Source organism: Ruegeria sp. CK1, assembly GCF_056536545.1.
Genome location: NZ_JBQFPX010000001.1, coordinates 1,181,367 through 1,202,884 on the forward strand (window position 1 = coordinate 1,181,367; position 21,518 = coordinate 1,202,884).

24 protein-coding genes are annotated in these 21,518 nt (G+C 54.7%); 10 read left to right on the top strand and 14 right to left on the bottom strand.

Annotated features, from left to right (window positions below; all coding sequences use genetic code 11):
- Window positions 1-47 precede the first annotated feature (47 nt).
- The 4 genes from mmsB to ACR0L3_RS05675 form a co-directional block, all read right to left on the bottom strand.
- On the bottom strand, window positions 48-920 hold the full coding sequence (gene mmsB / locus ACR0L3_RS05660) for a 3-hydroxyisobutyrate dehydrogenase (protein ID WP_480744331.1): 873 nt from the start codon (window positions 918-920) through the stop codon (window positions 48-50).
- Between the two features lie 3 nt (window positions 921-923).
- Window positions 924-1,964 (bottom strand): enoyl-CoA hydratase/isomerase family protein, encoded by a 1,041-nt coding sequence (locus ACR0L3_RS05665; protein ID WP_480744333.1) that lies wholly within the window; start codon window positions 1,962-1,964, stop codon window positions 924-926.
- A gap of 7 nt (window positions 1,965-1,971) precedes the next feature.
- Window positions 1,972-3,114, bottom strand: a complete 1,143-nt coding sequence (locus ACR0L3_RS05670) for an acyl-CoA dehydrogenase family protein (protein WP_480744335.1) — start codon at window positions 3,112-3,114, stop codon at window positions 1,972-1,974.
- 96 nt (window positions 3,115-3,210) lie between these two features.
- Window positions 3,211-4,326 (bottom strand): carboxylate-amine ligase, encoded by a 1,116-nt coding sequence (locus tag ACR0L3_RS05675; RefSeq protein WP_480744337.1) that lies wholly within the window; start codon window positions 4,324-4,326, stop codon window positions 3,211-3,213.
- Window positions 4,327-4,459: 133 nt separating this feature from the next.
- Here ACR0L3_RS05675 and ACR0L3_RS05680 point away from each other — a divergent pair, with 133 nt between their 5' ends.
- Both ACR0L3_RS05680 and ACR0L3_RS05685 read left to right on the top strand, forming a co-directional pair.
- Complete coding sequence (locus tag ACR0L3_RS05680) at window positions 4,460-5,311, top strand: class I SAM-dependent methyltransferase (protein WP_480744339.1); 852 nt, start codon at window positions 4,460-4,462, stop codon at window positions 5,309-5,311.
- A 71-nt stretch (window positions 5,312-5,382) separates the two neighbouring features.
- Complete coding sequence (locus tag ACR0L3_RS05685; RefSeq protein ID WP_480744340.1) at window positions 5,383-5,859, top strand: fasciclin domain-containing protein; 477 nt, start codon at window positions 5,383-5,385, stop codon at window positions 5,857-5,859.
- Window positions 5,860-5,913: 54 nt separating this feature from the next.
- Here the strand turns inward: ACR0L3_RS05685 and ACR0L3_RS05690 are convergent, their stop codons facing one another.
- Complete coding sequence (locus tag ACR0L3_RS05690) at window positions 5,914-6,498, bottom strand: L,D-transpeptidase (RefSeq protein ID WP_480744674.1); 585 nt, start codon at window positions 6,496-6,498, stop codon at window positions 5,914-5,916.
- Between the two features lie 198 nt (window positions 6,499-6,696).
- Entirely contained in the window at window positions 6,697-8,196 is a 1,500-nt protein-coding gene (locus ACR0L3_RS05695) for a CoA-acylating methylmalonate-semialdehyde dehydrogenase (RefSeq protein WP_480744342.1), read from the bottom strand.
- A gap of 102 nt (window positions 8,197-8,298) precedes the next feature.
- On the opposite strand from ACR0L3_RS05695, the gene ACR0L3_RS05700 reads away from it, so the two are divergent.
- From ACR0L3_RS05700 to coaD, 3 genes are all read left to right on the top strand, one after another.
- Complete coding sequence (locus tag ACR0L3_RS05700) at window positions 8,299-9,201, top strand: LysR family transcriptional regulator (RefSeq protein WP_480744343.1); 903 nt, start codon at window positions 8,299-8,301, stop codon at window positions 9,199-9,201.
- A gap of 58 nt (window positions 9,202-9,259) precedes the next feature.
- Window positions 9,260-9,697: a CBS domain-containing protein gene (locus ACR0L3_RS05705; protein ID WP_480744344.1), complete on the top strand. Its 438-nt coding sequence runs from the start codon at window positions 9,260-9,262 to the stop codon at window positions 9,695-9,697.
- Between the two features lie 84 nt (window positions 9,698-9,781).
- Complete coding sequence (gene coaD / locus ACR0L3_RS05710; RefSeq protein WP_480744346.1) at window positions 9,782-10,273, top strand: pantetheine-phosphate adenylyltransferase; 492 nt, start codon at window positions 9,782-9,784, stop codon at window positions 10,271-10,273.
- On the opposite strand, the gene gap (ACR0L3_RS05715) is transcribed toward coaD, so the two are convergent.
- From gap (ACR0L3_RS05715) to gap (ACR0L3_RS05725), 3 genes are all read right to left on the bottom strand, one after another.
- On the bottom strand, window positions 10,265-11,269 hold the full coding sequence (gene gap / locus ACR0L3_RS05715) for a type I glyceraldehyde-3-phosphate dehydrogenase (RefSeq protein WP_480744347.1): 1,005 nt from the start codon (window positions 11,267-11,269) through the stop codon (window positions 10,265-10,267). The two genes, coaD and gap (ACR0L3_RS05715), sit on opposite strands and share 9 nt — an antisense overlap.
- 81 nt (window positions 11,270-11,350) lie before the next feature.
- Complete coding sequence (locus ACR0L3_RS05720; RefSeq protein ID WP_480744348.1) at window positions 11,351-11,494, bottom strand: hypothetical protein; 144 nt, start codon at window positions 11,492-11,494, stop codon at window positions 11,351-11,353.
- Window positions 11,495-11,565: 71 nt separating this feature from the next.
- A complete protein-coding gene (gene gap, locus ACR0L3_RS05725; protein WP_480744350.1) occupies window positions 11,566-12,567 on the bottom strand; it encodes a type I glyceraldehyde-3-phosphate dehydrogenase in 1,002 nt (333 codons plus the stop codon).
- Between the two features lie 182 nt (window positions 12,568-12,749).
- Between gap (ACR0L3_RS05725) and ACR0L3_RS05730 the strand changes: the two genes are divergently transcribed.
- On the top strand, window positions 12,750-13,715 hold the full coding sequence (locus ACR0L3_RS05730; RefSeq protein WP_480744352.1) for a DUF808 domain-containing protein: 966 nt from the start codon (window positions 12,750-12,752) through the stop codon (window positions 13,713-13,715).
- A gap of 169 nt (window positions 13,716-13,884) precedes the next feature.
- On the top strand, window positions 13,885-14,223 hold the full coding sequence (locus tag ACR0L3_RS05735) for a GYD domain-containing protein (RefSeq protein ID WP_480744354.1): 339 nt from the start codon (window positions 13,885-13,887) through the stop codon (window positions 14,221-14,223).
- Between the two features lie 50 nt (window positions 14,224-14,273).
- Here ACR0L3_RS05735 and tkt read toward each other — a convergent pair whose 3' ends face one another.
- Entirely contained in the window at window positions 14,274-16,295 is a 2,022-nt protein-coding gene (gene tkt, locus ACR0L3_RS05740; protein WP_480744355.1) for a transketolase, read from the bottom strand.
- A 246-nt stretch (window positions 16,296-16,541) separates the two neighbouring features.
- Between tkt and ACR0L3_RS05745 the strand changes: the two genes are divergently transcribed.
- Genes ACR0L3_RS05745 through ACR0L3_RS05755 form a run of 3 tightly spaced genes read left to right on the top strand, consistent with a single transcriptional unit; the run spans window position 16,542 to window position 18,135 of the window.
- Window positions 16,542-17,390 (top strand): hypothetical protein, encoded by an 849-nt coding sequence (locus ACR0L3_RS05745; protein WP_480744357.1) that lies wholly within the window; start codon window positions 16,542-16,544, stop codon window positions 17,388-17,390.
- Window positions 17,390-17,785 (top strand): cell division protein ZapA, encoded by a 396-nt coding sequence (locus ACR0L3_RS05750; protein ID WP_480744358.1) that lies wholly within the window; start codon window positions 17,390-17,392, stop codon window positions 17,783-17,785. The genes ACR0L3_RS05745 and ACR0L3_RS05750 overlap by 1 nt, the downstream gene beginning before the upstream one ends.
- Window positions 17,782-18,135 (top strand): MliC family protein, encoded by a 354-nt coding sequence (locus ACR0L3_RS05755; protein WP_480744360.1) that lies wholly within the window; start codon window positions 17,782-17,784, stop codon window positions 18,133-18,135. Before ACR0L3_RS05750 ends, ACR0L3_RS05755 begins: the two co-directional genes overlap by 4 nt.
- Here the strand turns inward: ACR0L3_RS05755 and grxD are convergent, their stop codons facing one another.
- From grxD to purL, 4 genes are all read right to left on the bottom strand, one after another.
- Window positions 18,136-18,501, bottom strand: a complete 366-nt coding sequence (grxD, locus tag ACR0L3_RS05760) for a Grx4 family monothiol glutaredoxin (RefSeq protein WP_480744362.1) — start codon at window positions 18,499-18,501, stop codon at window positions 18,136-18,138.
- Window positions 18,488-18,778, bottom strand: coding sequence for a hypothetical protein (locus tag ACR0L3_RS05765; protein ID WP_480744363.1), 291 nt, complete (start codon window positions 18,776-18,778; stop codon window positions 18,488-18,490). The genes grxD and ACR0L3_RS05765 overlap by 14 nt, the downstream gene beginning before the upstream one ends.
- A gap of 43 nt (window positions 18,779-18,821) precedes the next feature.
- Window positions 18,822-19,058, bottom strand: coding sequence for a BolA/IbaG family iron-sulfur metabolism protein (locus ACR0L3_RS05770; protein WP_170354080.1), 237 nt, complete (start codon window positions 19,056-19,058; stop codon window positions 18,822-18,824).
- Between the two features lie 135 nt (window positions 19,059-19,193).
- Window positions 19,194-21,353, bottom strand: a complete 2,160-nt coding sequence (purL, locus tag ACR0L3_RS05775) for a phosphoribosylformylglycinamidine synthase subunit PurL (protein WP_480744675.1) — start codon at window positions 21,351-21,353, stop codon at window positions 19,194-19,196.
- Window positions 21,354-21,518: the final 165 nt, after the last annotated feature.

The window sequence follows — 21,518 nt, forward strand, 5'->3', positions numbered from 1 at the left end:
GTCCGCACAGCGGCTGTCAAACCGCTGTGCGGGTTATCGCTCAGCACCTAACCTCGGCCGCGTTTTTCGAACCGTGGCAGCATGGCCGAAAAATCTTTTCCCATACCGCCTTCGGATTCGACGAATTGCTCGTACAACTCAGTTGCGGCGTGACCCATTGGCGTGTCGGCATCTGTGCTTTCAGCTGCTTGCTGACTAAGCCTGAGATCTTTCAGCATTAGCTCAGCGGCGAAACCAGGCTGGTAGTCATTGTCCGCCGGACTGGTCGGGCCAACGCCAGGGGCAGGGCAATAGGCGTTCATCGTCCAGCTGTAACCCGAGGACGTGCTGACCACATCAAACATCTTTTGGCGGTCCAAGCCCAGTTTGTCAGCCAGTGCAAAGGCTTCGCAGGTGGCAATCATAGTCACACCAAGAATCATGTTGTTGCAGATCTTGGCGGCTTGACCTGCACCAGATTCTCCACAATGCACAGCTTTTTGCCCCATGATATCGAACAGAGGAGCGGCTTTTGCGAAGGCCGTGTCGCTCCCACCGGCCATGAAAGTCAACGTTCCCGCCGCTGCGCCACCAATCCCGCCTGAGACAGGTGCGTCGACGGCGAGGATACTCGCCTTATTTGCCTGATCCGCAACAGCGCGTGCGCTGTCGACATCCACGGTTGAACAGTCAATCCAGACGGCACCGGATTGCATCGCAGGTATGATTTCGTCCGCGACCGAGCGCAGGATTTGCCCATTCGGTAGCATAGTGATGACGATTTCAGCATTTGCCGCAGCTTCCGCACCTGAATCAGCCATTGTGACGCCTGTCACCTCAACGTTGGCCATGTCAAAGCCTGTCACCTCATGTCCCGCTTTGGCCAAGTTGGATGCCATCGGATTGCCCATGTTACCCAAACCGATAAATCCGACTTTCATCACTTATCTCTCCTCAAATGTCAGCGTGTCTTTTCCCAAGGGCAGTAGCATTTTGGACACCGAGACCGCCGGTACGGACCGGTTCTGGAACTGCCAGCGCGGGTTACGGTCCTTGTCGACGATTTGTGCACGGATGCCTTCCAGGAAATCCCCGTGCTCCATAGCGCGGAACGTGTAGCGATATTCCATTTCCAACGCTTTGCGCTGTGTCAGGCTTGGGCCACGCAGACGATGGAGGATTTCTACTGTACAAGCCATCGACAGCGGTGAATTGCGATCCATCAACTTGCGCGCTTCGGTTACCATGGGGTGGTCCGAATGAGACAGAGCGTTCAGTATGTCACCGAAACTTTCACCCGCGAAATGGGCGTCAATTTCGGGCTGTTGTTTCTCAAGGGTGCTGTCTGGAGGACGTGTGGCGTGGGTTCTCAACAATTCTGCGTCACCGGAGGCTTCGAGCATTTCGATCAGATCGGCCCATAATTCTTTAGGGATAAAATGGTCAGCGAAGCCCGCGAAAATAGCGTCTCCTGGCCCCATGCGATGGCCGGTTGTTCCCAGATATTCGCCTAAGCGTCCGGGCGCCAACGCTAACATCAAGGTGCTGCCTACATCCGGAACAAGCCCGATCGAGCATTCCGGCAGCGCTATTTTCGAACTTTCGCAGACTATGCGATGACTACCATGGCAGCCGACCCCGACGCCGCCACCCATGGTGAACCCCTGCAAGAAGCTAACGACCGGTTTGGGGTATTCAAAGATCAACGCGTTCAGACGGTATTCGTCTCTCCAGAAGGTACGCCCGTATTCGTAATCACCTTTCGTTCCCGTGGCATACAGGTCGGCTATGTCTCCGCCCGCGCAAAAGGCCTTGTCGCCTTCGGCGTCCAGAATCACCAGATCAACGGCGTCATCTTCGCGCCAGTTTCGCAGGGCGGTGTCGATAGCCATGCACATGTCGTACGTCATAGCATTCAACGCATTGGGGCGGGTCAAGGTTACGCGCCCGGCACGGCCAGTAACCCGTATTTCGATGTCAGACATTGGCTCCTCAGCGTTCGGCGAGCATTTGGCGGGAGACGATTACCCGCATGATTTCATTTGTACCTTCCAGAATCTGGTGAACACGCAGATCGCGGACCAATTTCTCGATTCCATAGTCGGCGAGATAACCATAACCGCCGTGCAATTGCAGGCATTGATCCACAACTTTCGATCCGGTCTCAGTCACGAACTTTTTGGCCATGGCGCAGAATTTGGTGGCGTCGGGTGCGCCTTGATCCAATTTCCACGCAGCTTGGCGTAAGAAGGTTCGGGCGGCCTGTAGTTCAATCTCCATATCCGCCAGTCGGAACTGCAAGGCCTGAAATTGGTCGATGGATTGGCCAAAGGCTTTGCGCTCGGACATATACTGAAGGGTCATGTTCAACCCCGTCTGCGCGGCTCCTAACGAGCAGGAAGCGATGTTTAGTCGTCCACCATCCAGACCCATCATCGCGTATTTGAATCCGTCACCTTCAAGACCGACAAGGTTGCTAGAAGGAATGTGGCAATCATCGAACTGCACCTGTGCGGTGGGTTGGCTTTTCCAACCCATCTTTTGTTCCAACGCACCAAAACTTAAACCAGGCGCACCGTCTTCAACATAAACGGTTGAAATACCCTTGGGGCCATCCTGCCCGGTACGCACCATACAAACATAAGCATCGGAATACCCGCCGCCCGAGATAAAAGCCTTGGTGCCGTTCAGCGTGTAGCCCTCATTCGTGCGATCCGCACGTGTCTTCAATGCGGCAGCGTCTGAGCCCGATCCCGGTTCAGTCAAGCAATAGCTCAGGACAGTGTTCAGGCTCAGCACACCAGGCATGACTCGAGATTTCAGATCGTCATCACCGAAGCTATCCAACATTTTGGCGCACATATTGTGGATAGACAGGAATGCTGCAACCGAAGGGCAGGCCATCGAAAGGGCTTCGAACACCAAGGTCCCGTCCAAACGGCTTAAGCCAGAGCCACCGCTTTCCTCCGACACATAGAGACCGCCGAACCCGAGTTCACCAACTTGCGGCCAAAGATCTTTGGGGATGGTGCCGTCCGCCTCCCACTGACGGGCGTAGGGGGCGATGTTGTCCTGCCCGAAATCAAATGCCATGTCGAAGATCGCGGTTTGCTCTTCTGTCAGTGCGAAATCCAAGGCTTGCCTCCCACGCTGCCGGTTGAATTGAACAACTGTTCTATTTCTGAATTCTTACAGAAATTTTACACGGCCAGCAATCGTTCGCAGCGGGTGTCAGAGATCGAGATGAAATTCTTCGATTAAGTGTTTTACGACGGCTTTGCCAGGATCTTCATCTTTAGCCACGGCTTCGGCATAGACGCGACGTTGGCGCGTAGCCGAGGTTCCATTCTGGGCAATCTGCTGCAAGCGCGCCAGTTCTGTCATTGTGCCCAGCGCCTCGGCGTCTTCGGCCAGCATACCCATCAACTCGCCCATCAATTCGGGCATTGGTTTGATAGATCGGTCACCGAAATCAATTAGACCCTCGCCAACGCCATATCGCTGCGCTCGCCAACGATTTTCACCGATCAGGAACTGGTCATAGTTGCGCCAGCGAAGGTTTCGGTCTTTCAAACGACACAGCATTCGGGTCAACGCTTGCACCAACGCTGCCAGTGACAATGTATGCTCCAGCCGTGGTTGCACATCCATTATACGCGTTTCTAATGTCGGGAACCGGTGGGATGGACGCAAATCCCACCAAATTTTAGTCGTATCCTCGATCACACCAAGTTCAACCAGAATGCCGGTGGTGCGTTCATAGTCGGCCCAACTGGCCAGAACCGGAGGAAGCCCTGTGCGTGGAAGGTTATCAAATACCGTAAGGCGATAAGAGGACAGGCCGGTGTCTTCTCCGTTCCAATAGGGCGACGATGTCGACAACGCCAGCAAATGGGGCAGGAAATAAGAAAGCTGCGGCATCAGATCAGCACGCAGGGTAGGGTCCTCGACGCCAACATGGACGTGCATCCCACAGATCAGCATGCGCCGCGCGACGCCACCTAAGGCATGTTGCAGCGCGTCATAGCGATCTTTTCGGGTATGGACCTGTTTCTTCCAATCAGCGAATGGGTGGCAGGACACGGCAATTGGGGCAAGGTTATATGCGGCCGCCCTTTCCGCCACGCATGACCGGAGACGCTTCAAATCCTCACGGGCGGATTTAATCGTCGTGTGGGCGCGGGTTCCAACTTCGATCTGGCATTGAAGGAATTCAGGGCTAACTTGGCCTTCAAAATCAGACTGGCAGGCTTCCATCAGTGCGGCAGGTGCTTCGGCGAGTTGCAAGCTGTCGCGATCGACTAACAAATACTCTTCTTCTATGCCCAGCGTAAATTCCTGCTGCATGGCTGTCCTCGTACAACTATTCCAACCAGTGAATACGGAAATTGCCGTTTTGCCAAGCGTTTGGCGCACCTGTTCTTGCAGAGGCACGTCAAGCAAAGGTATTGAACAAGCGCAATGAACGCGGAGTGGCCCTTTGAAACCCAGAAAATTCCCTCAGATCAATGAAGCCCTGGACGAATTGGGGGTAAAACTGGTCGACAAAGCCGCGGAGCGAGAGGAACGCGCGCGGCTCGAGGCGTTTGAAAGGGCAGGCGGGCTTAACCGTCCAGCCTTTGCCTTGTCACCAGGGATGGAAGGTTTTGATATCGCGCAACTGGTTGCTGAATTCGACCAGCACGCTGAGGCGTTGGAAGCTTTGAAAGACCCTAAGCGCAATCAGACAGGTTACCAGTTCGGCAATGGTTACTACGACAGTCCCGATGCTGAGGCACTCTACCTTATGATCCGCCGGTTTGCGCCCAAGCGGGTTATCGAGGTTGGCTGTGGCAACTCAACCCGCGTCACCCGGCAGGCAATCATAGATGGTGGTCTGGATACTCAGATCACTGCGATTGACCCATACCCACGTGCTGACATTGCGCATGTCGTGGATCGGTTCGAGCAGAAACGGCTAGAAGAAGTCGACCCGGCACTGTTCGACCAACTCGAAGCAGGTGATGTTCTGTTCATTGACTCCAGCCATGTTGTACGGATGAGCAACGACGTCGCGCATCTGTTCTGTCGCATCATTCCAACTTTGAAGCCGGGTGTCGTGATCCACGTTCACGATGTTTTTTTGCCCTACGAGTATCCCAAGCGTTTCTTCTATGACTGCCCCGGATGGGGAGAGCAGTACATGCTACACGTCTTGCTGCAATCTGGTGCATATTCAATGCTTTGGCCTGGTTATTACCTGCAGCAAGATCGCCCTGATGCTGTCGAAGCATTGCCGTTTCTGAAAGACGGACGCGCCCAAAGTATCTGGGTTCAGGTCAAAGAAAAATGATCTCAGAGTGATCCGGTGCGGCAAAACGCCCGTAGTCCTTTCCATAACTAGCTGGAGAGGAGACAACAGCCATGTTCCGCCGCACTTTAATGGGCGCCGCCGCCGCATTTGCCCTGACTTTGCCTGTGAAGGCGCAAGCTGCCGACATCGTAGACACCGCCGTATCGGCAGGATCCTTCAATACCTTGGTCGCTGCAGTTCAAGCAGCCGGTCTAGTAGACACTTTGAAAAGCGATGGCCCGTTCACCGTTTTCGCACCGACGGACGAGGCGTTTGCTGCTCTGCCAGAAGGTACAGTAGAAACATTGCTATTGCCTGAAAATAAGGACCAGCTGGTCGAAATTCTGACCTACCACGTGGTACCAGCAAAAGTAATGTCCGGCGATATCGCTGGTAAGCGCGCGAAGGTGCTGACCGTACAGGGTGATCGTCTGAGCGTTAACGCGAAGAACGGCGTTAAAGTCAACGATGCTGAGGTCATTCAAGCTGACATCGAAACCAGCAATGGTGTGATCCATGTGGTCGATGCGGTGATCTTGCCGGAATAAAAAATCATCTACAGAACAAGAAAGCCCCGGTCCTGATGGCCGGGGCTTTTGTATTCAGACCAGTCTGACCTGAGTCCCGATTTGGACCAGAGGATAAAGCTCCTCAACATGTTGATTGTACAGGCCGATGCAGCCGGAGGAGCTCTGACGGCCGATTTTACGCGTATCATGTGTGCCGTGAACCAGATACGCAGGCCAACCCAGATACATGGCACGCGTGCCAAGTGGGTTTCCGGGATCGCCCCCTTCCATGCGAACGGGCAAAGTTGGGTCACGTTCACGCATATTGGCGGTCGGGGTCCAGCTTGGGAACTCGGTCTTGCGAACAACCTTGGTGTAACCACGTTTGGTCAGCTCTTCGCTCATCGGAACTGAACTCGGGTACAGCTTGTAGGTTCCGTCTGGGCCCCAATAATGAACCGCGCGGCTGGTGATATCTGCCAGTAGACAGCCGGCACCCAGTTCATCGAAGTGATCTTGCCAATTCTGTTGCGAGAACGAAGAGACATTGCGGCGCACCGGCAGCTGCGTGCTGATCGCGTCTTCGTCAGTTGGGAAGGCATCCGTGCTTTGCGCACGAACGATGGCGGGCGTCGCCAGTAGAGATGCTGCGCCCAACAACGCAGAGCGTCGGGTCATGCGGGGATTCGACAAGTTGGCCTCCGGTTCAGGAAATGCTCGAGCAATAAGTTGCCGGTAAATTATTGGTCATTGCCCAGTATTTCTAGGGTTCTTGAACTAAATTTATCGTGAAGCTGCTCGTATTGGAGGCGCGTTGCCGAAAAAAAACCCGGCCTAAGAGGGGTCGGGTTTGTCGGAGTACTAATCTGGTGGCAATCAGTCCATTGCTTTGAAGTTGAATTCGCCACCTTCTTTAATGCCCGAGGGCCAGCGCGCGGTCACTGTCTTGGTTCGTGTGTAGAACTTGAAACTGTCGGGACCGTGCTGGTTCAGATCGCCAAACATGGATTTCTTCCAGCCGCCGAAGGTGTGATAGGCCAGCGGCACTGGGATCGGAACGTTGATACCGACCATCCCGATGTTCACGCGGCTAGCAAAGTCACGAGCGGTGTCGCCATCGCGGGTGAAGATCGCGGTGCCGTTGCCGTATTCGTGGTCCATGGCCAGCTTCAGCGCTTCCTCATAGGAACCAGCACGAACGGTCGAAAGGACAGGGCCAAAGATCTCTTGTTTGTAGATGTCCATTTCGGGCGTCACACGGTCGAACAGATGCGGGCCGACGAAGAAGCCATCTTCGTACCCCTGCAGACTAAAGTCACGGTTGTCGACGACAAGTTCCGCGCCCTGTTCCACGCCCGAGTTGATCAGGCCAAGGATACGTTCCTTTGCCGCTCCGGTCACGACCGGGCCCATATCCACATCGTCTCCCGCAGTGTATGGGCCGACCTTCAGCTTTTCTACACGCGGGATCAGTTTTTCGATCAACGCGTCAGCTGTTTCTTCGCCAACAGGCACAGCGACTGAGACCGCCATGCAGCGTTCGCCAGCAGCGCCGAAACCGGCACCAACCAGCGCATCGGCTGCCTGATCCAAATCTGCATCGGGCATAACGATCATGTGGTTTTTGGCGCCGCCAAAACACTGCGCGCGTTTGCCGTTGGCCGTTGCGCGAGAATAAATGTAATGAGCGATTGGAGTAGACCCAACAAAGCTGACGCCTTGAATGATTTCGCTGTCCAGAAGAGTGTCTACGGCTTCTTTGTCGCCGTTGACGACTTGGAATACACCCTTTGGCAGCCCCGCTTCGACGAACAGTTCAGCCAGCATCAGCGGGACTGACGGGTCACGTTCGGACGGTTTCAAAACAACCGCGTTCCCGCAGGCAAGCGCCGGGCCGACATGCCACAGAGGCATCATAGCAGGGAAATTGAACGGCATGATCGCGGCCACAACACCCAGCGGTTGCCGCATGGAATACATGTCGATGCCAGGGCCGGCGCTGTCCGTAAACTCACCTTTCAGCATCTGAGGCGCGCCGATGCAGTATTCGATAACTTCCAGACCACGCTGCAAGTCACCTTTGGCGTCAGGAATGGTCTTACCGTGTTCGCGGCTCAGCGCTTCGGCCAGTTTGTCCATGTCGCGGTTCATCAGGTGAACCATCGCCATCATGACGCGCGCGCGTTTTTGCGGGTTGGTAGCACCCCATGCTGGTTGGGCAATCGCTGCTTGCTCGATGGCTGCGGTTGTTTCAGCAGCGCTCGCCATCGGACATTTGTACTGAACTTCGCCCGTTGCGGGGTTAAAGACTTCACCGAACCGGCCGGATGTGCCAGCGGTTTGCTCGCCGTTGAGGAAATGGGTCAGGTCTAGCATCGAAAACTCCTCCGATAATTTGCGCGCAGTTTAGACTTGCAAAAATTCCGCGAACAGAGGCAATATTTCAAAATCGCTTTGCAAAAATGCAAAAGGAACGAGATGGATCCAAATTGGGATGATATGCGCGTGTTTCTGGCCGTAGCGCGCGAGGAAAGCCTGTCCTCGGCAGGCCGTATTCTTAAGATGGATCCCGCGACGGTCGGGCGGCGAATTGCCCGTTTGGAAGCGAACATGGATGCATTGTTTTTCACGAAATCGCATCAGGGCTACGTGCTGACGACTGCGGGTGAACGCCTTTTGGAGCATGGTTTGCAAGCCGAAGAAGCGATGCGTGCGGCTGCTGGCGCCGTAACCGGATCAACCAAGTTGTTAAGTGGTCAGATTCGGATCGGCGCGCCGGACGGAAGCGCGAATTATCTGCTACCGCAGGTTTGCGCAAAAATCAGCGATGCAAATCCCGACTTGGACATCCAGATTCTTGCCCTGCCAAGGATCATCAACCTCTCTCGGCGAGAGGCGGATATGGCCATCACGGTTAGCGCCCCAACTGCAGGCAAATTGGTGGTGAAGAAAGTCAGCGATTACAAACTGCACATGGTTGCTGCAATGGAATACCTTGATCGACATGATCCAATCCACTCGGTCGCAGATTTGAAGGGGCATCGTTTGATTGGCTATATCCCAGACATGATCTTCGACCGCGAATTGGATTATCTCAATGATATCGGCATTGACCGTGTCGCGCTTGCATCGAATTCGGTTTCCGTTCAGCTGCGGCAGGTGTCGCTGGGCACAGGGGTGTGCGTTGCCCATGACTTCACTTTACCTTTTCATCCGAACCTTCGGAAAATCTTGACGGATCAAATGAGTTTAACGCGAAGCTTCTATCTGGTGCGACATCAGGGAGATCAGCGTAACGAACGACTGAACCGCTTTGCCGAGGCCCTAACACGAGGTCTCCGTGACGAAGTTGCGCGGTTAGAAGCCGACGCCGACGCTTGACAGGTCGATCCAATCGCGCAACGCTTTGGATAAGTTCATAATTCCGGAGGTGTTCTTCATGCTCGTTCAGGCCATTCTGAAATCCAAAGCGACAGAAGGCGTGGTGACGGTCGAACCTTCAGCGACAGTCTCAGAGGCTTCGAAAATCCTGGCAGAAAAGCGGATTGGTACTGTTATCGTGTCAGAGGATAGTGGTGTAACCGCCGTTGGTATCTTGTCTGAGCGGGATATTGTTCGTGAACTAGCGGCCAGTGGTAGCGGTTGTTTGAACCAGCCGGTCTCGCAATATATGACCCGAGACCTTGTCACAGCTACGCGTCAGGAAACTGTTAAGGACATCATGACCCGGATGACCGAGGGTCGCTTTCGCCACATGCCTGTTGTCGAGGACGGAAAACTGGTTGGCATTGTGACGATCGGGGACGTGGTTAAGGCGCAACTGACTGAGTTGGCCATGGAAAAAGACGCCCTTCAGGGTATGATTATGGGCCACTAACCGGTCTGGGCAACCAGCAACCTCTTGCGCCGACAGTTATCTTGTGTTTGCTGGCGCAGAACTTCCAGAACGCAGGAGAGTGTGATGCGGGTTGGTCTTTACCCCGGAACCTTTGACCCGATTACTCTGGGCCACATCGATATTATCCGCCGTGCCTCGGCTTTGGTGGATAAGTTGGTAATAGGTGTTGCCATCAATCGAGATAAGGGGCCGTTGTTTTCACTGGAAGAACGCGTGGCCATGATCGAGGCCGAATGCGCACATCTGACGGAACAGACCGGAACCGAAATCGTCGCCCATCCCTTTGAAAACCTATTGATCGACTGTGCACGCGACGTGGGTGCTCAGATCATTGTGCGAGGGCTTCGCGCTGTGGCGGACTTTGAATATGAATTCCAGATGGTTGGAATGAACCGCGCTTTGGATGATTCAATCGAAACGGTGTTTCTTATGGCTGAGGCGCGGCATCAGGCTATCGCCTCGAAACTGGTTAAAGAGATCGCTCGTTTAAATGGGGACGTGTCGAAATTCGTTACGCCCCGTGTAAACTCAGCTCTGCGTGAGCGGTTAGGTTAACGCACCCATCGCGGCGGCAGTATCCAGCATCCGGTTCGAGAAACCCCATTCGTTGTCGTACCAGGCCAATACGCGGACCATTGTGCCATCAGTAACTTTGGTTTCGACAAGCGACACGGTCGAACTGTGGGCATCGTGATTGAAGTCCATCGAAACCAGTGGGCGGCTTTCTGCGGCCAGAACGCCGGGGATTTTAGCTGCAGCTTCAACGAACAGCGCGTTGACCTCTTCTTCAGTCGTCGGGCGCGAAACTTCGGCCACCAGATCAACGACCGACACATTCGGGGTGGGAACACGGATCGCCTGACCGGTCAACTTTCCGGCTAGTTTCGGTAGAACCAATCCAACGGCAGCGGCAGCACCGGTCGTGGTTGGGATCATTGACAGGGCAGCCGCACGCGACAGGTAGGGATCCTTTCCTGCCGTGTCGTGAACCGGTTGGCTAGCAGTATAGGCATGAACGGTGGTCATGTTGCCGTGCACGATTCCAAGGCCATCATCCAAAGCAGCGGCAACCGGCGACAGGCAGTTGGTGGTGCAAGAGGCGTTCGAGACAACCAAATCTTCTGCAGTCAATTCGCTATCGTTGACGCCAAATACAATTGTCTTAACGGCGCCATCGCCACGTGCGGGCGCCGAAATAAGCACTTTCTTTGAGCCATTCTTCAAGTGGCGTTCGGCCGCCTCACGGGTGCGGAAAACGCCAGTGCATTCCAGTACGACGTCCACGTCCGACCAATTCAGCGCCTCAGGGTCGCGTTCGCTCGTCAGGCGGATTGGTCCGGCACCTACATCCATACCTTCGTCTGACAGTGTCACTTTATGAGGATAGCGACCATGCACACTGTCAAATTCGAACAGATGCGCGTTCATTTCGGGCTTACCGAGATCATTAATAGCGACAATTTCTACGTCTGTACGACCGGCTTCTATTACCGCGCGCAAAACGCCGCGTCCGATCCGTCCAAATCCGTTGATAGCCAGCTTGAGTGTCATGTTCCGCTCCGTCCGAATGTCAGCAAAATGAAGTTAGCGCTAACAAAGCTAGATTGGTGGAAATGTCAAGTAAAACCTCGGTCAGCGCCAGAAGGCGAGCCAGTCCAGAAAGGCGTAAAGTTTCTTACCTAGGAAGACCAAATGCTCTGGTCCGAACAAGGCATAGTCCAGAACGAACCCACCGAGGATCAAGAGGCCAAGCCAGATAGCAATTTGGTTGGTCATAGTGTCCCCAAACGAAAAAGTCCGCCCAGATAACCTGAGCGAACTAAAAGGATCAATAATCCAAATTGGTCTTAGTTAAGGCGGCCCATCGCGACTGCAACGTCGGCCATGCGAACCGAGAAGCCCCATTCGTTGTCATACCACGCCAAAACTCGAACTAAGCGGCCATCGACAACGCGGGTCTGGTCCGGCGCGAAGATTGAACTTTCTTCGGTGTGGTTGAAATCGGTTGAGACCAGCGGTGCAGGTTCATAGCCAAGCACTCGCTGCATCGGGCCTTGCGCTGCTTCGCGGACGATTTCATTAACTTCTTCTACAGTGACTTCGCGTGTTGCGCGGAAGGTCAGGTCAACAGCCGAGACATTTGGGGTAGGGACGCGGATCGCGGACCCATCCAAACGTCCTTTCAGGTTTGGCAAGACCTCACCCAGGGCTTTGGCGGCACCGGTCGAGGTCGGAATCATTGACATTGCGGCAGCGCGAGCGCGGTACAGGTCGCTGTGGCGACGATCCAAAGTCGGTTGGTCACCCGTGTAAGCGTGGATCGTGGTCATGATACCGTTTTCGATACCAATACCTTCGTCCAAAACCTTAGCAAGCGGAGCAAGGCAGTTCGTGGTGCAAGACCCGTTGGAAACCATATTGTCGTTCGCGGTCAAAGTGTTGTGGTTCACACCGAAAACGATGGTCTTGTCAACGTTAATACCTGGCGCGGACAATAGAACTTTGCCAGCCCCACGTTCCATGTGAGTTTTTGCCTTGGTTCCGTCGTTGAACTTACCGGTGCATTCCAGAACAACGTCGCAGCCGTCCCAGTCCAGCTCGTTCATGTCGTAAGTCGAAAACATTTCCATCGGGCCACGACCCAAGTCCATGGTGTTTCCATTTACTGCGATGTCACGAGGAAAACGTCCATGGATGCTGTCGTATTTCAAAAGATGTGCCGAGGTTTCCAATGGGCCGGTTGCGTTGACCTTGATCACTTCGATGTCGTTACGTCCCGACGCGGCAATGTGCGACAGGGTGCAGCGGCCGATGCGGCCAAAACCATTGATACCGACCTTGATGGTCATATGACGTCTCCAAAATGGGCTTGCGTTGCAGGCCATATAGCGGTGAAAATTGAATCCCAAAAGAGTAAAAGAAACATATTTTTAAGGTGTTAGCGCAAACCTGTGACGATTGCGCTAACGCTTGCGCTAGCTGCGGGATCGGGTAGGGTCCACTTGCGACAGGTGACAGGAAAGGATACGCCATGAGCGGTCTGTTGGCCCTTTTGGATGATGTGGCGGGGATCGCCAAAGTTGCTGCGGCATCGGTGGACGATGTGGTTGCTGCTGCGGGAAAGGCCGGGGCCAAAACCGCGGGTGTTATCATCGATGATGCAGCTGTCACCCCGAAATACGTTCAAGGCTTTGCGCCCGCGCGCGAATTACCAATAATTTGGCGCATAGCGCGTGGATCTGTTTTCAACAAAATCGTTCTGTTGCTACCAGTCGCTTTGTTGCTGGCCAATTTTGCGCCTTGGCTGATCACGCCTTTGCTGATGATTGGCGGCTCTTACTTATGCTTCGAAGGCGCTGAGAAAATCTTTCACGTGCTATTCCCTCACGGCAGCCATGTCATTGAAGAAGATATGAACGTACGAGACCCAGGTCATCTGGAGGAGCAGAAGGTCAAAGGCGCGATCAAGACGGATTTCATCCTCTCAGCGGAAATTATGACCATTGCACTAGCGGCGATTGAGGCACCAAATCTGTGGATGCAGGCGGCAACGCTCGCAGTTGTTGGAATTGGTGTGACTGTGGCGGTTTATGGTTCTGTTGCGCTGATCGTTAAGATGGATGACGTGGGGCTATATCTGGCCCAAAATGCACCAACGCCTGTCGGTCGTGGGTTGGGGCGAGGACTGGTTAAGGCGATGCCCGGCGTGATGAAGACCCTGTCGATTGTTGGCACGGCTGCGATGTTGTGGGTTGGTGGGTCAATCGTCATTCATGGCATGGAAGTTTTGGGCTTTGGCTGGCTGGGCCACCACATCCATGATTTGGCTTATGCCATTGGACACTCCGTTTCTGAGCAATGGGTCGAGGCGGTTGAATGGATATCCAAAGCAACTATGGATGGTATCTTCGGCTTAGCTTGGGGATTTGTTCTGATCCCGGTGGCAACTCGATTGATTTCGCCGCTCATGGTCAAGTTCCAATCCCGAAAATCCTAAGAAAAAACCAATTCCGAAAGTCCAAAAAAATCTTGTGCAGCCTTCCGCGCGTCACCTGTCGGTGTGTTGAACGCGTTTGAATGCTATGATCGCGGCGCACGCGACAATCTTGCGTGCATTGATTGGTCCACATTCTCAGACGCAAATTCGATACTAATAGGAGAAGGTTATGCCACTTTTCATGCTAATGGCACAGTTTACACCTCAGGCACTTGCGGCGGTAGTCGAGGGGGAACTTAACCGAGAGGAAATGGCGCGAAAAGCTGTAGAAGCTGCGGGGGGTAAACTGCTCGGATTTTACGGCCTCTTAGGCCAGGATTATCACATCGCTTTTATTTGCGATTTTCCTAAGATGAGCGATTTTCTTGCAATCGAAATGTCCGCTAACGTATTAGGTTCAAACGAGAAGCTGAAATCCGTTCCTCTTTACGACTGGAACGAATACAAAGATGCGCTTGAGACTTACAAGACGGTCAAGGAAGTTTATACGCCTCCCGGGCAGTCATAAAAAAACGCCGACTCTTAAAGTCGGCGTTTTCTCGTTTCAAAGTTTCGTGGTTAACCCAAAAGCTCTTTAACCTTCGCAGCAGTTGCTTCGGCGGTGATGCCGAAATGCTTGTACAATTCACCGGCAGGGGCGGATGCACCAAAGCTCGACATGCCGATGAAACCGGCCTTGGCTTCGCGACCACGTTCACCCAATAGCCAGCGGTCCCAACCACCGGCACGGACGGCGGCTTCGATGCCAACGCGCACGGGTCCAGCAGGTAGGACGCGCTTGCGGTAGGCTTCGTCTTGTTGCGCGAACAGCTCCATGCAGGGCATCGAAACGACGCGGGTGCCGATGCCTTCGGCTTCAAGCATCGCTTTGGCTTCCATTGCCAGAGACACCTCGGACCCAGTGGCTATCAGGATGGCCTGACGTTTACCCTCGGCCTCGGCCAGAACATAGGCACCCTGAGCTACGAGGTTCTTGGTCTTGTGATCCTTGCGAACGGTCGGCACGCCCTGACGGGTCAGCGACAGGACCGAGGGGCTGTCCTTGAAGGTCAGCGCCAGTTCCCAAGCTTCAGCCGTCTCAACCGTGTCGGCGGGGCGGAACACATAGGTGTTTGGCGTCGCGCGCGAGATGGCCAGATGCTCGACCGGCTGGTGGGTTGGACCGTCTTCGCCAAGGCCAATCGAGTCGTGGGTCATCACAAAGACCGACGGGATTTTCATCAGGGCCGCCAGTCGCATGGATGGGCGGGCATAGTCTGTGAACGCCATGAACGTACCGCCATAGGGGCGGATGCCACCGTGCAGAGCCATCCCGTTCATTGCAGCGGCCATACCGTGTTCGCGGATGCCGTAGTGGATATAGCGGCCCTTACGGTTTTCCGGCAGAAAAACACCCATATCAGCCGACTTGGTATTGTTCGAACCGGTCAGGTCTGCCGAGCCGCCAACGGTCTCGGTCATGATCGGGTTCACGACGTTTAGAACCTTTTCAGACGAAGCACGGGTCGCCATTTTCGGCTGATCTTCCGACACCTGCTTTTTGAACGCGCGGATGGCGCTCGCCAGCTTCTTAGGTGCTTCAAACGCATAGGCACGGTTGAACTCAGCCTGTTTGCGCTCGGACAGTTGCGCAAAACGCTCCTCCCAGGCTGCGCGCTCGGTCACTCCACGAGCGCCGATGGCTTCCCAAGCGGATTTTATGTTGGCCGGAATTTCGAACGCATCATGCGGCCAGCCATAGCCTTCTTTTGCCGCTTTCAGCTGTTCCTGATCGGTCAGCGCACCGTGACCTTTCGAAGTGCCCTGCGCCGCATGACCCAATGCGATATGGCTTTCACACGCGATCATGGTCGGTTTGCTTGACTTCTTCGCCTCAACGATGGCCGCATCAATGGCTTTCGGATCATGTCCGTCGATCTCAATGACATGCCAGCCCGAGGCCGCGAAGCGACGCACCTGATCGGTGCGGTCGGCCATGTCGACGGTTCCGTCGATGGTGATGTTGTTGTTATCCCAGAAGACAACCAACTTGCTCAGCTCATGCCGTCCAGCCAGAGTGATCGCTTCTTGGCTAACGCCTTCCATCAGGCAGCCATCGCCAGCGATCACGTAGGTGTAGTGATCGACAACCTTTTTACCGTAATGCGCGCGCTGGATTTCCTCGGCCATGGCAAAGCCGACGGCGTTTGAAATACCCTGACCGAGCGGACCAGTCGTTGTTTCAATTCCATCAACTAGGAAGTTCTCGGGATGGCCTGCGGTTTTCGCGCCCAATTGGCGGAAGTTTTTGATTTCCTCAAGCGTCACGTCGCCATGACCAGTAAGATAAAGCAGCGAATAAATCAGCATCGAACCGTGACCCGCTGACAGGATAAACCGGTCGCGGTCCGGCCAGTTCGGGGCCGAGGCGTCGTATTTCAGGTGCTTTTCAAACAGCACGGTCGCAACATCGGCCATGCCCATTGGCATGCCGGAATGGCCAGAATTGGCGGCGGCGACAGCATCAAGGGTCAGGGTGCGGATGGCCGCAGCTTTGTCCCAGTGTTCGGGGTTGGCATTGCGCAGCGCAGTCAGGTCCACGGGCGTTGTTCCTTTGGATTACAGGCAGATGGGCGCTCAATACCATCCACCCCCCAAAGTGCAAGCGGAACTAGGTGTTTCGAAGTGGTTTGGATGTAAGCGTGGTTCAAGAATGCAGTCCAAGTAATTGAAAGCAAACAGTGGGTATTTTGCGCCTTGTTCGGTTAGACTAGGTCAAGACGCGGGCTACATTGATTCGGATGCAGCCACGAAACGAACGAACCTTGAAAATGAGGTGGCAGGGGCATGAGCCAGATCGAAGAATTACAGCGTCGTATCGTTGCTGCGATTGACCGGATCGGAACCGGCGTAGAGGCGCTGAGAGATGTGGCACCGGACGGTGGTGGCAGTGATGATACTTTGCGCGCGGCATTGGATGACGAACGCGTTGCCAATGCGCAATTGGAAGAACGTCTGAAAACACTAAAAGAACGGCATGATCAAGAAGTCAGCGCTATGCGTGCTGACATGGAAAGCCTGCGCACAGCACCGGCGGCGGACGCTGAAAACGCTGCATTGCGAGAACAATTGGCCGAGGCAACTGCAAAGCTGACTGCGGTTGAAGCGGCGCGTTCAGAGCTGGCCGCAGCCAAGGAAGCTCTTGAAAACCAAGACGAACTCGAGGCGCTTAAAGCCGAAAATTCACAATTGAAGGCTGCTGTAACCGCGGTGCAAGCGGTCCAGGACGAAAACACTGAACTGAAAGCAGCAGTTGCTTCGGCACAAGAAGTTCAAGCTGAAAATGCGCGTCTAAGATCAGAGCTGGCGGATAGTGAACGCGTAGCAGAGCTGAGCGCCGAATTGGATATGTTACGCGCTGAACGCTCAAGCCACGGTGCCGCGATGTCCCGATTGGATGACGACCTACAGCGGATGCGCAAAGCCAATGAACAATTGCGACAATCAGTTGATGAGTTGCGGGCGGCCGCGGCAGAAGGCATTTCAGACGCTGATCTGCTAAACCGGGCCACGGTAGCCGAACTAGAGGCCACACGCGCAGCTCAGGCGACGGACGCAGCCGAGGCGCATGCAGTACTGGCCCGATTAGAACCCTTGTTGTCCAAGGCGAAATTGGCGGAAGGGGAGGTTGAATAATGCCCGAGGTAACTATTCAAATCGGCGGGCGCGGCTTTGACGTTTCGTGCCAAGAAGGTGAAGAATCATTTCTACACTCGGCCGCCAAAATGCTAGATGACGAGGCCCAGGTTCTGTCTGATCAGATCGGTCGTATGCCAGAGTCGCGGATGTTGCTGATGGCTGGGCTTATGCTAGCTGACAAAGCAGCTGGAACCGACGATCAAATAAAGGCGCTTGAAGCCAAGCTGGCCGAAGTTGAAGCCGAGCTTCATAGGCTAAGAAACATGCCGCAGCCTGCGCCCGAACGCATCGAGGTCGCAGTGGTTCCTCCTTCAGTGACGGACACCTTGGCCGAGTTGGCCGCAAGGGCCGAAGCGTTGGCCTCGGTGATCGAAGAAAGGTCCGCCGGATGAAAAAACTGAAGACGCTGGCCTGCGCAGCGCTGTTAGCGGTGCCGGGCAGCTTGGCTTGGGCTGAGATCGATATTCTTCCTGTGACATTTACATGTCAAAACGGAATTCCACTGCAAGTTGCTTATTTTAACGCACCCGACGGATCCAGTGCGGCAGCGATGATGGTGGATAATCAGCTCGTCACCCTGCGCCAGACTGAAAGCGGATCGGGCATTCGTTACGAATCCGAAGGCGGAGTAGGGACCTACATCCTGCGTTCCAAGGGATGGGAAGCAACGGTTAGCTATCTGGCGACAGGTGCGGATGCCGCCAGTGAGCAAGTCATCATGGAAAACTGCGTCAGTCGCTGATTAGCCAGCGTTCGCTTCACGAATTTTGTCGGCTGCATCTTTGTTGTAGCCGACTTCGTTTTCGTCAAACAAAGTATCCAGCTCACCCGACAGAGTCATCTCGGTGACGATGTCACAACCGCCAACGAATTCGCCTTTGACGAACAGCTGCGGTACTGTTGGCCAGTCAGTATAATCCTTAATACCTTGGCGTACTTCTTCGTCGGCAAGCACGTTTACGTCGGTGTAGTCTACGCCCATATAGTTCAAAACGCCTGCAACGCGTGATGAGAACCCGCATTGCGGCATCTCTTTGGTGCCTTTCATATACAACACCACATCGTTGGCTTTGACGATTTCGTCGATCTGAGTCTTAACGTCGGTCATCTTGCTTGTCCTCTTCACCCGTATTCGGGGTGTTCGTTTCGGTCTTTGACGGATCGGAGGTCCATCCTTCTTCCTCCAACCGTCGGTGTTCGGCCTGTGCAAGGGCTAAGGGATCCAGCCCGTATCGTTCAATCCCGCCGACCTTGCTTATCTTGTCCGGGTCCGGACGCATATCGGCGATGTTCCGTTTTCTGTTGCGCTTCAAATAGGCTTCGATCAGGGCAGCGGCAACTACCAACAAGGCAATTATTGCAACCCAAGAAAGCCACCCGCTCATTGTTCAGATATCTTCGGTTTAACAAAATGGCGGGTTGTTAGGGTCATTCAGGAACTTTCGTGGTCAGTGCCAGCGCGTGCAGCTCTCCGTCCGGGCCGTCCATTTTGCCTTTCAACGCAGCATAGACCGCGCGCTGCTGTTGAACCCGGTTTTTCCCGCGAAAGCTTTCGTCCACGACCATGGCGGACATGTGGACGCCGTCACTGCCGCCGACCTGGATTTCCGCATCTGGAAAGGCTTCGCGCAGCAGGTGTTCGATTTCGTGGGCGCTCATCGGCATGTAGGTTACTCCTGAAGATCTTTCCCAAGATGTAGAGCGCCCGGTCGAGGCGTGCAAGGGTGTGATGAGGGGATTGAAACGACAAAACCTGCGCCATTCTAGGCGCAGGTTTTCCAATTTAGTTCTGATGGGTGATCAGGCAACGGCGGCGGCGAAGCTGCCACGGAATGTGTCCGCCAATTCGGCGAGTGGTGCTTCGGAGTTTCCGATCTTTACCGACTCACCGGTAAAGCGACCAACCGAAACCAGCGGGACACCGGCTTGACCGGCGGTGATCATAAGCGCCTCGGCTTGATCGAAGTTGCAGGCAACCAAGTAGCGGGCCTGGTCTTCACCGAACAAAAATTCGGTCGATGCCTCATCCAGGTGAACGCCAACACCCGCTGCCTCGGCCAGTTCAAACGCAGCCAATGCAAGACCACCATCTCCTAGGTCGGTGCAGGCTTTGATCATTCCGCGATTTGCGCGAATGAACTCACCGTTGCGTTTTTCGGCGTCCAGATCCACGTGAGGCGCGTCGCCATCTTCACGGTTGAAAACCTCGGCCAGCAGGGCCGATTGCCCCAAGTGACCGTTGGTTTCCCCGATAACCAGAGCAACATGACCTTCGCGCACTTCGTTGCCGATGATTTCATCGCTGTGGTTCAACAGGCCAACCGCACCGATGGTCGGCGTCGGCAGAATTGCCTGACCGTCGGTCTCGTTATAAAGCGAGACGTTGCCCGAAACGATGGGCATATCCAACGCGGCCACCGCCTGACCGATACCCTGAATCGCGCCAACGAACTGACCCATGATTTCGGGTTTTTCGGGATTGCCGAAGTTCAGGTTGTCGGTGGTTGCCAGTGGTTTGGCCCCCACGGCGGTCAGGTTGCGGTAGGATTCAGCCACCGCCTGTTTACCGCCTTCGACCGGATTAGCGCGAACGTAGCGCGGGGTCACATCGCTGGTAAAAGCAAGTGCTTTGTTCGTGCCATGCACGCGAACCATACCCGCGCCCAGACCCGGGGTGCGAGCGCTGTCGGCCATGACCATCGTGTCATACTGTTCATAGACCCATTGCTTTCCGGCGTAGTTGGGCGAGGAGAGCAGGGCGCGCAGACCGTCAATAGGGTCGATCTGAGGTACCTCGGCCAGTTCTTCTGCTTTGGGTGTTGCGACCCAAGGGCGGTCATATTCCGGCGCCGTTGATGACAGCTTGGACAGAACCAGATCGGCTTTGACCTCTCCATTGTGAACAATCAGGAACCGGTCTTCCGCAATGGTTTCGCCGACGATGGCGAAATCCAGATCCCATTTTTCGAACACGGCGCGTGCTTCGGCCTCAAGCTCAGGCTTGAGAACCATCAGCATACGTTCCTGAGATTCCGACAGCATCATCTCGTATGCGGTCATGTTCTCTTCACGCTGCGGTACGTTTTCCAGATCAAGCCGAACGCCCAGGCCACCTTTGTCGCCCATTTCAACGGCGGAGCAGGTCAAGCCAGCGGCTCCCATATCCTGAATAGAAATGACGGCACCGGTTTGCATCAGCTCGAGTGTTGCTTCCATCAGACGCTTTTCGGTGAAAGGGTCGCCGACCTGAACGGTGGGACGTTTTTCCTCAATAGTGTCGTCGAACTCAGCTGAGGCCATGGTGGCACCGCCGACGCCATCGCGGCCGGTTTTTGCACCCAGGTAAACCACGGGCATGCCAACGCCCGACGCTGCTGAATAGAAAATCTTGTCGCTGTCAGCCAAACCAGCGGCGAATGCGTTTACAAGGCAGTTGCCGTTATACGCCGGGTGGAAGCGCACTTCTCCGCCGACACAAGGTACGCCAAAGCAGTTACCATACCCGCCAATGCCTTCGACAACACCGTTAACCAGTTGTCGGGTCTTGTGGTGCCCGGGTTCACCGAAAGACAGCGCATTCATCGACGCGATAGGACGTGCACCCATGGTGAAGACATCGCGCAAAATACCACCGACTCCGGTCGCGGCGCCTTGATAAGGTTCGATATAAGAGGGGTGGTTGTGGCTCTCCATTTTGAACACGACGGCTTGTCCATCACCTATATCGACAACGCCGGCATTTTCGCCCGGCCCGCAGATCACTTGAGGCCCCGAGGTGGGCAAGGTACGCAGCCATTTCTTTGAAGACTTGTAAGAGCAGTGCTCGTTCCACATGGCCGAAAAAATGCCAAGCTCGGTGAAGGTCGGCTCGCGGCCGATGATCTCAAGGATCATGTCGTATTCGTCGGGCTTCAATCCGTGGGCGGCAATCAAATCCGGTGTGATGGCGGGCTCTTGCATCGTCATTCCTATTCTCAAGGTGGCCGAGATTGCGCGCCTTTTAGGGCAAGGGCGCGTCAGTTGAAAGAGTTAAGACTGGTGCCAAGGAGTTTCGTTTTAATATCCGACAAGAAAAAGGCCGCCCGACAACCGTGATGGGCGGCCTTTTGTTGTGTTGGACGCTAG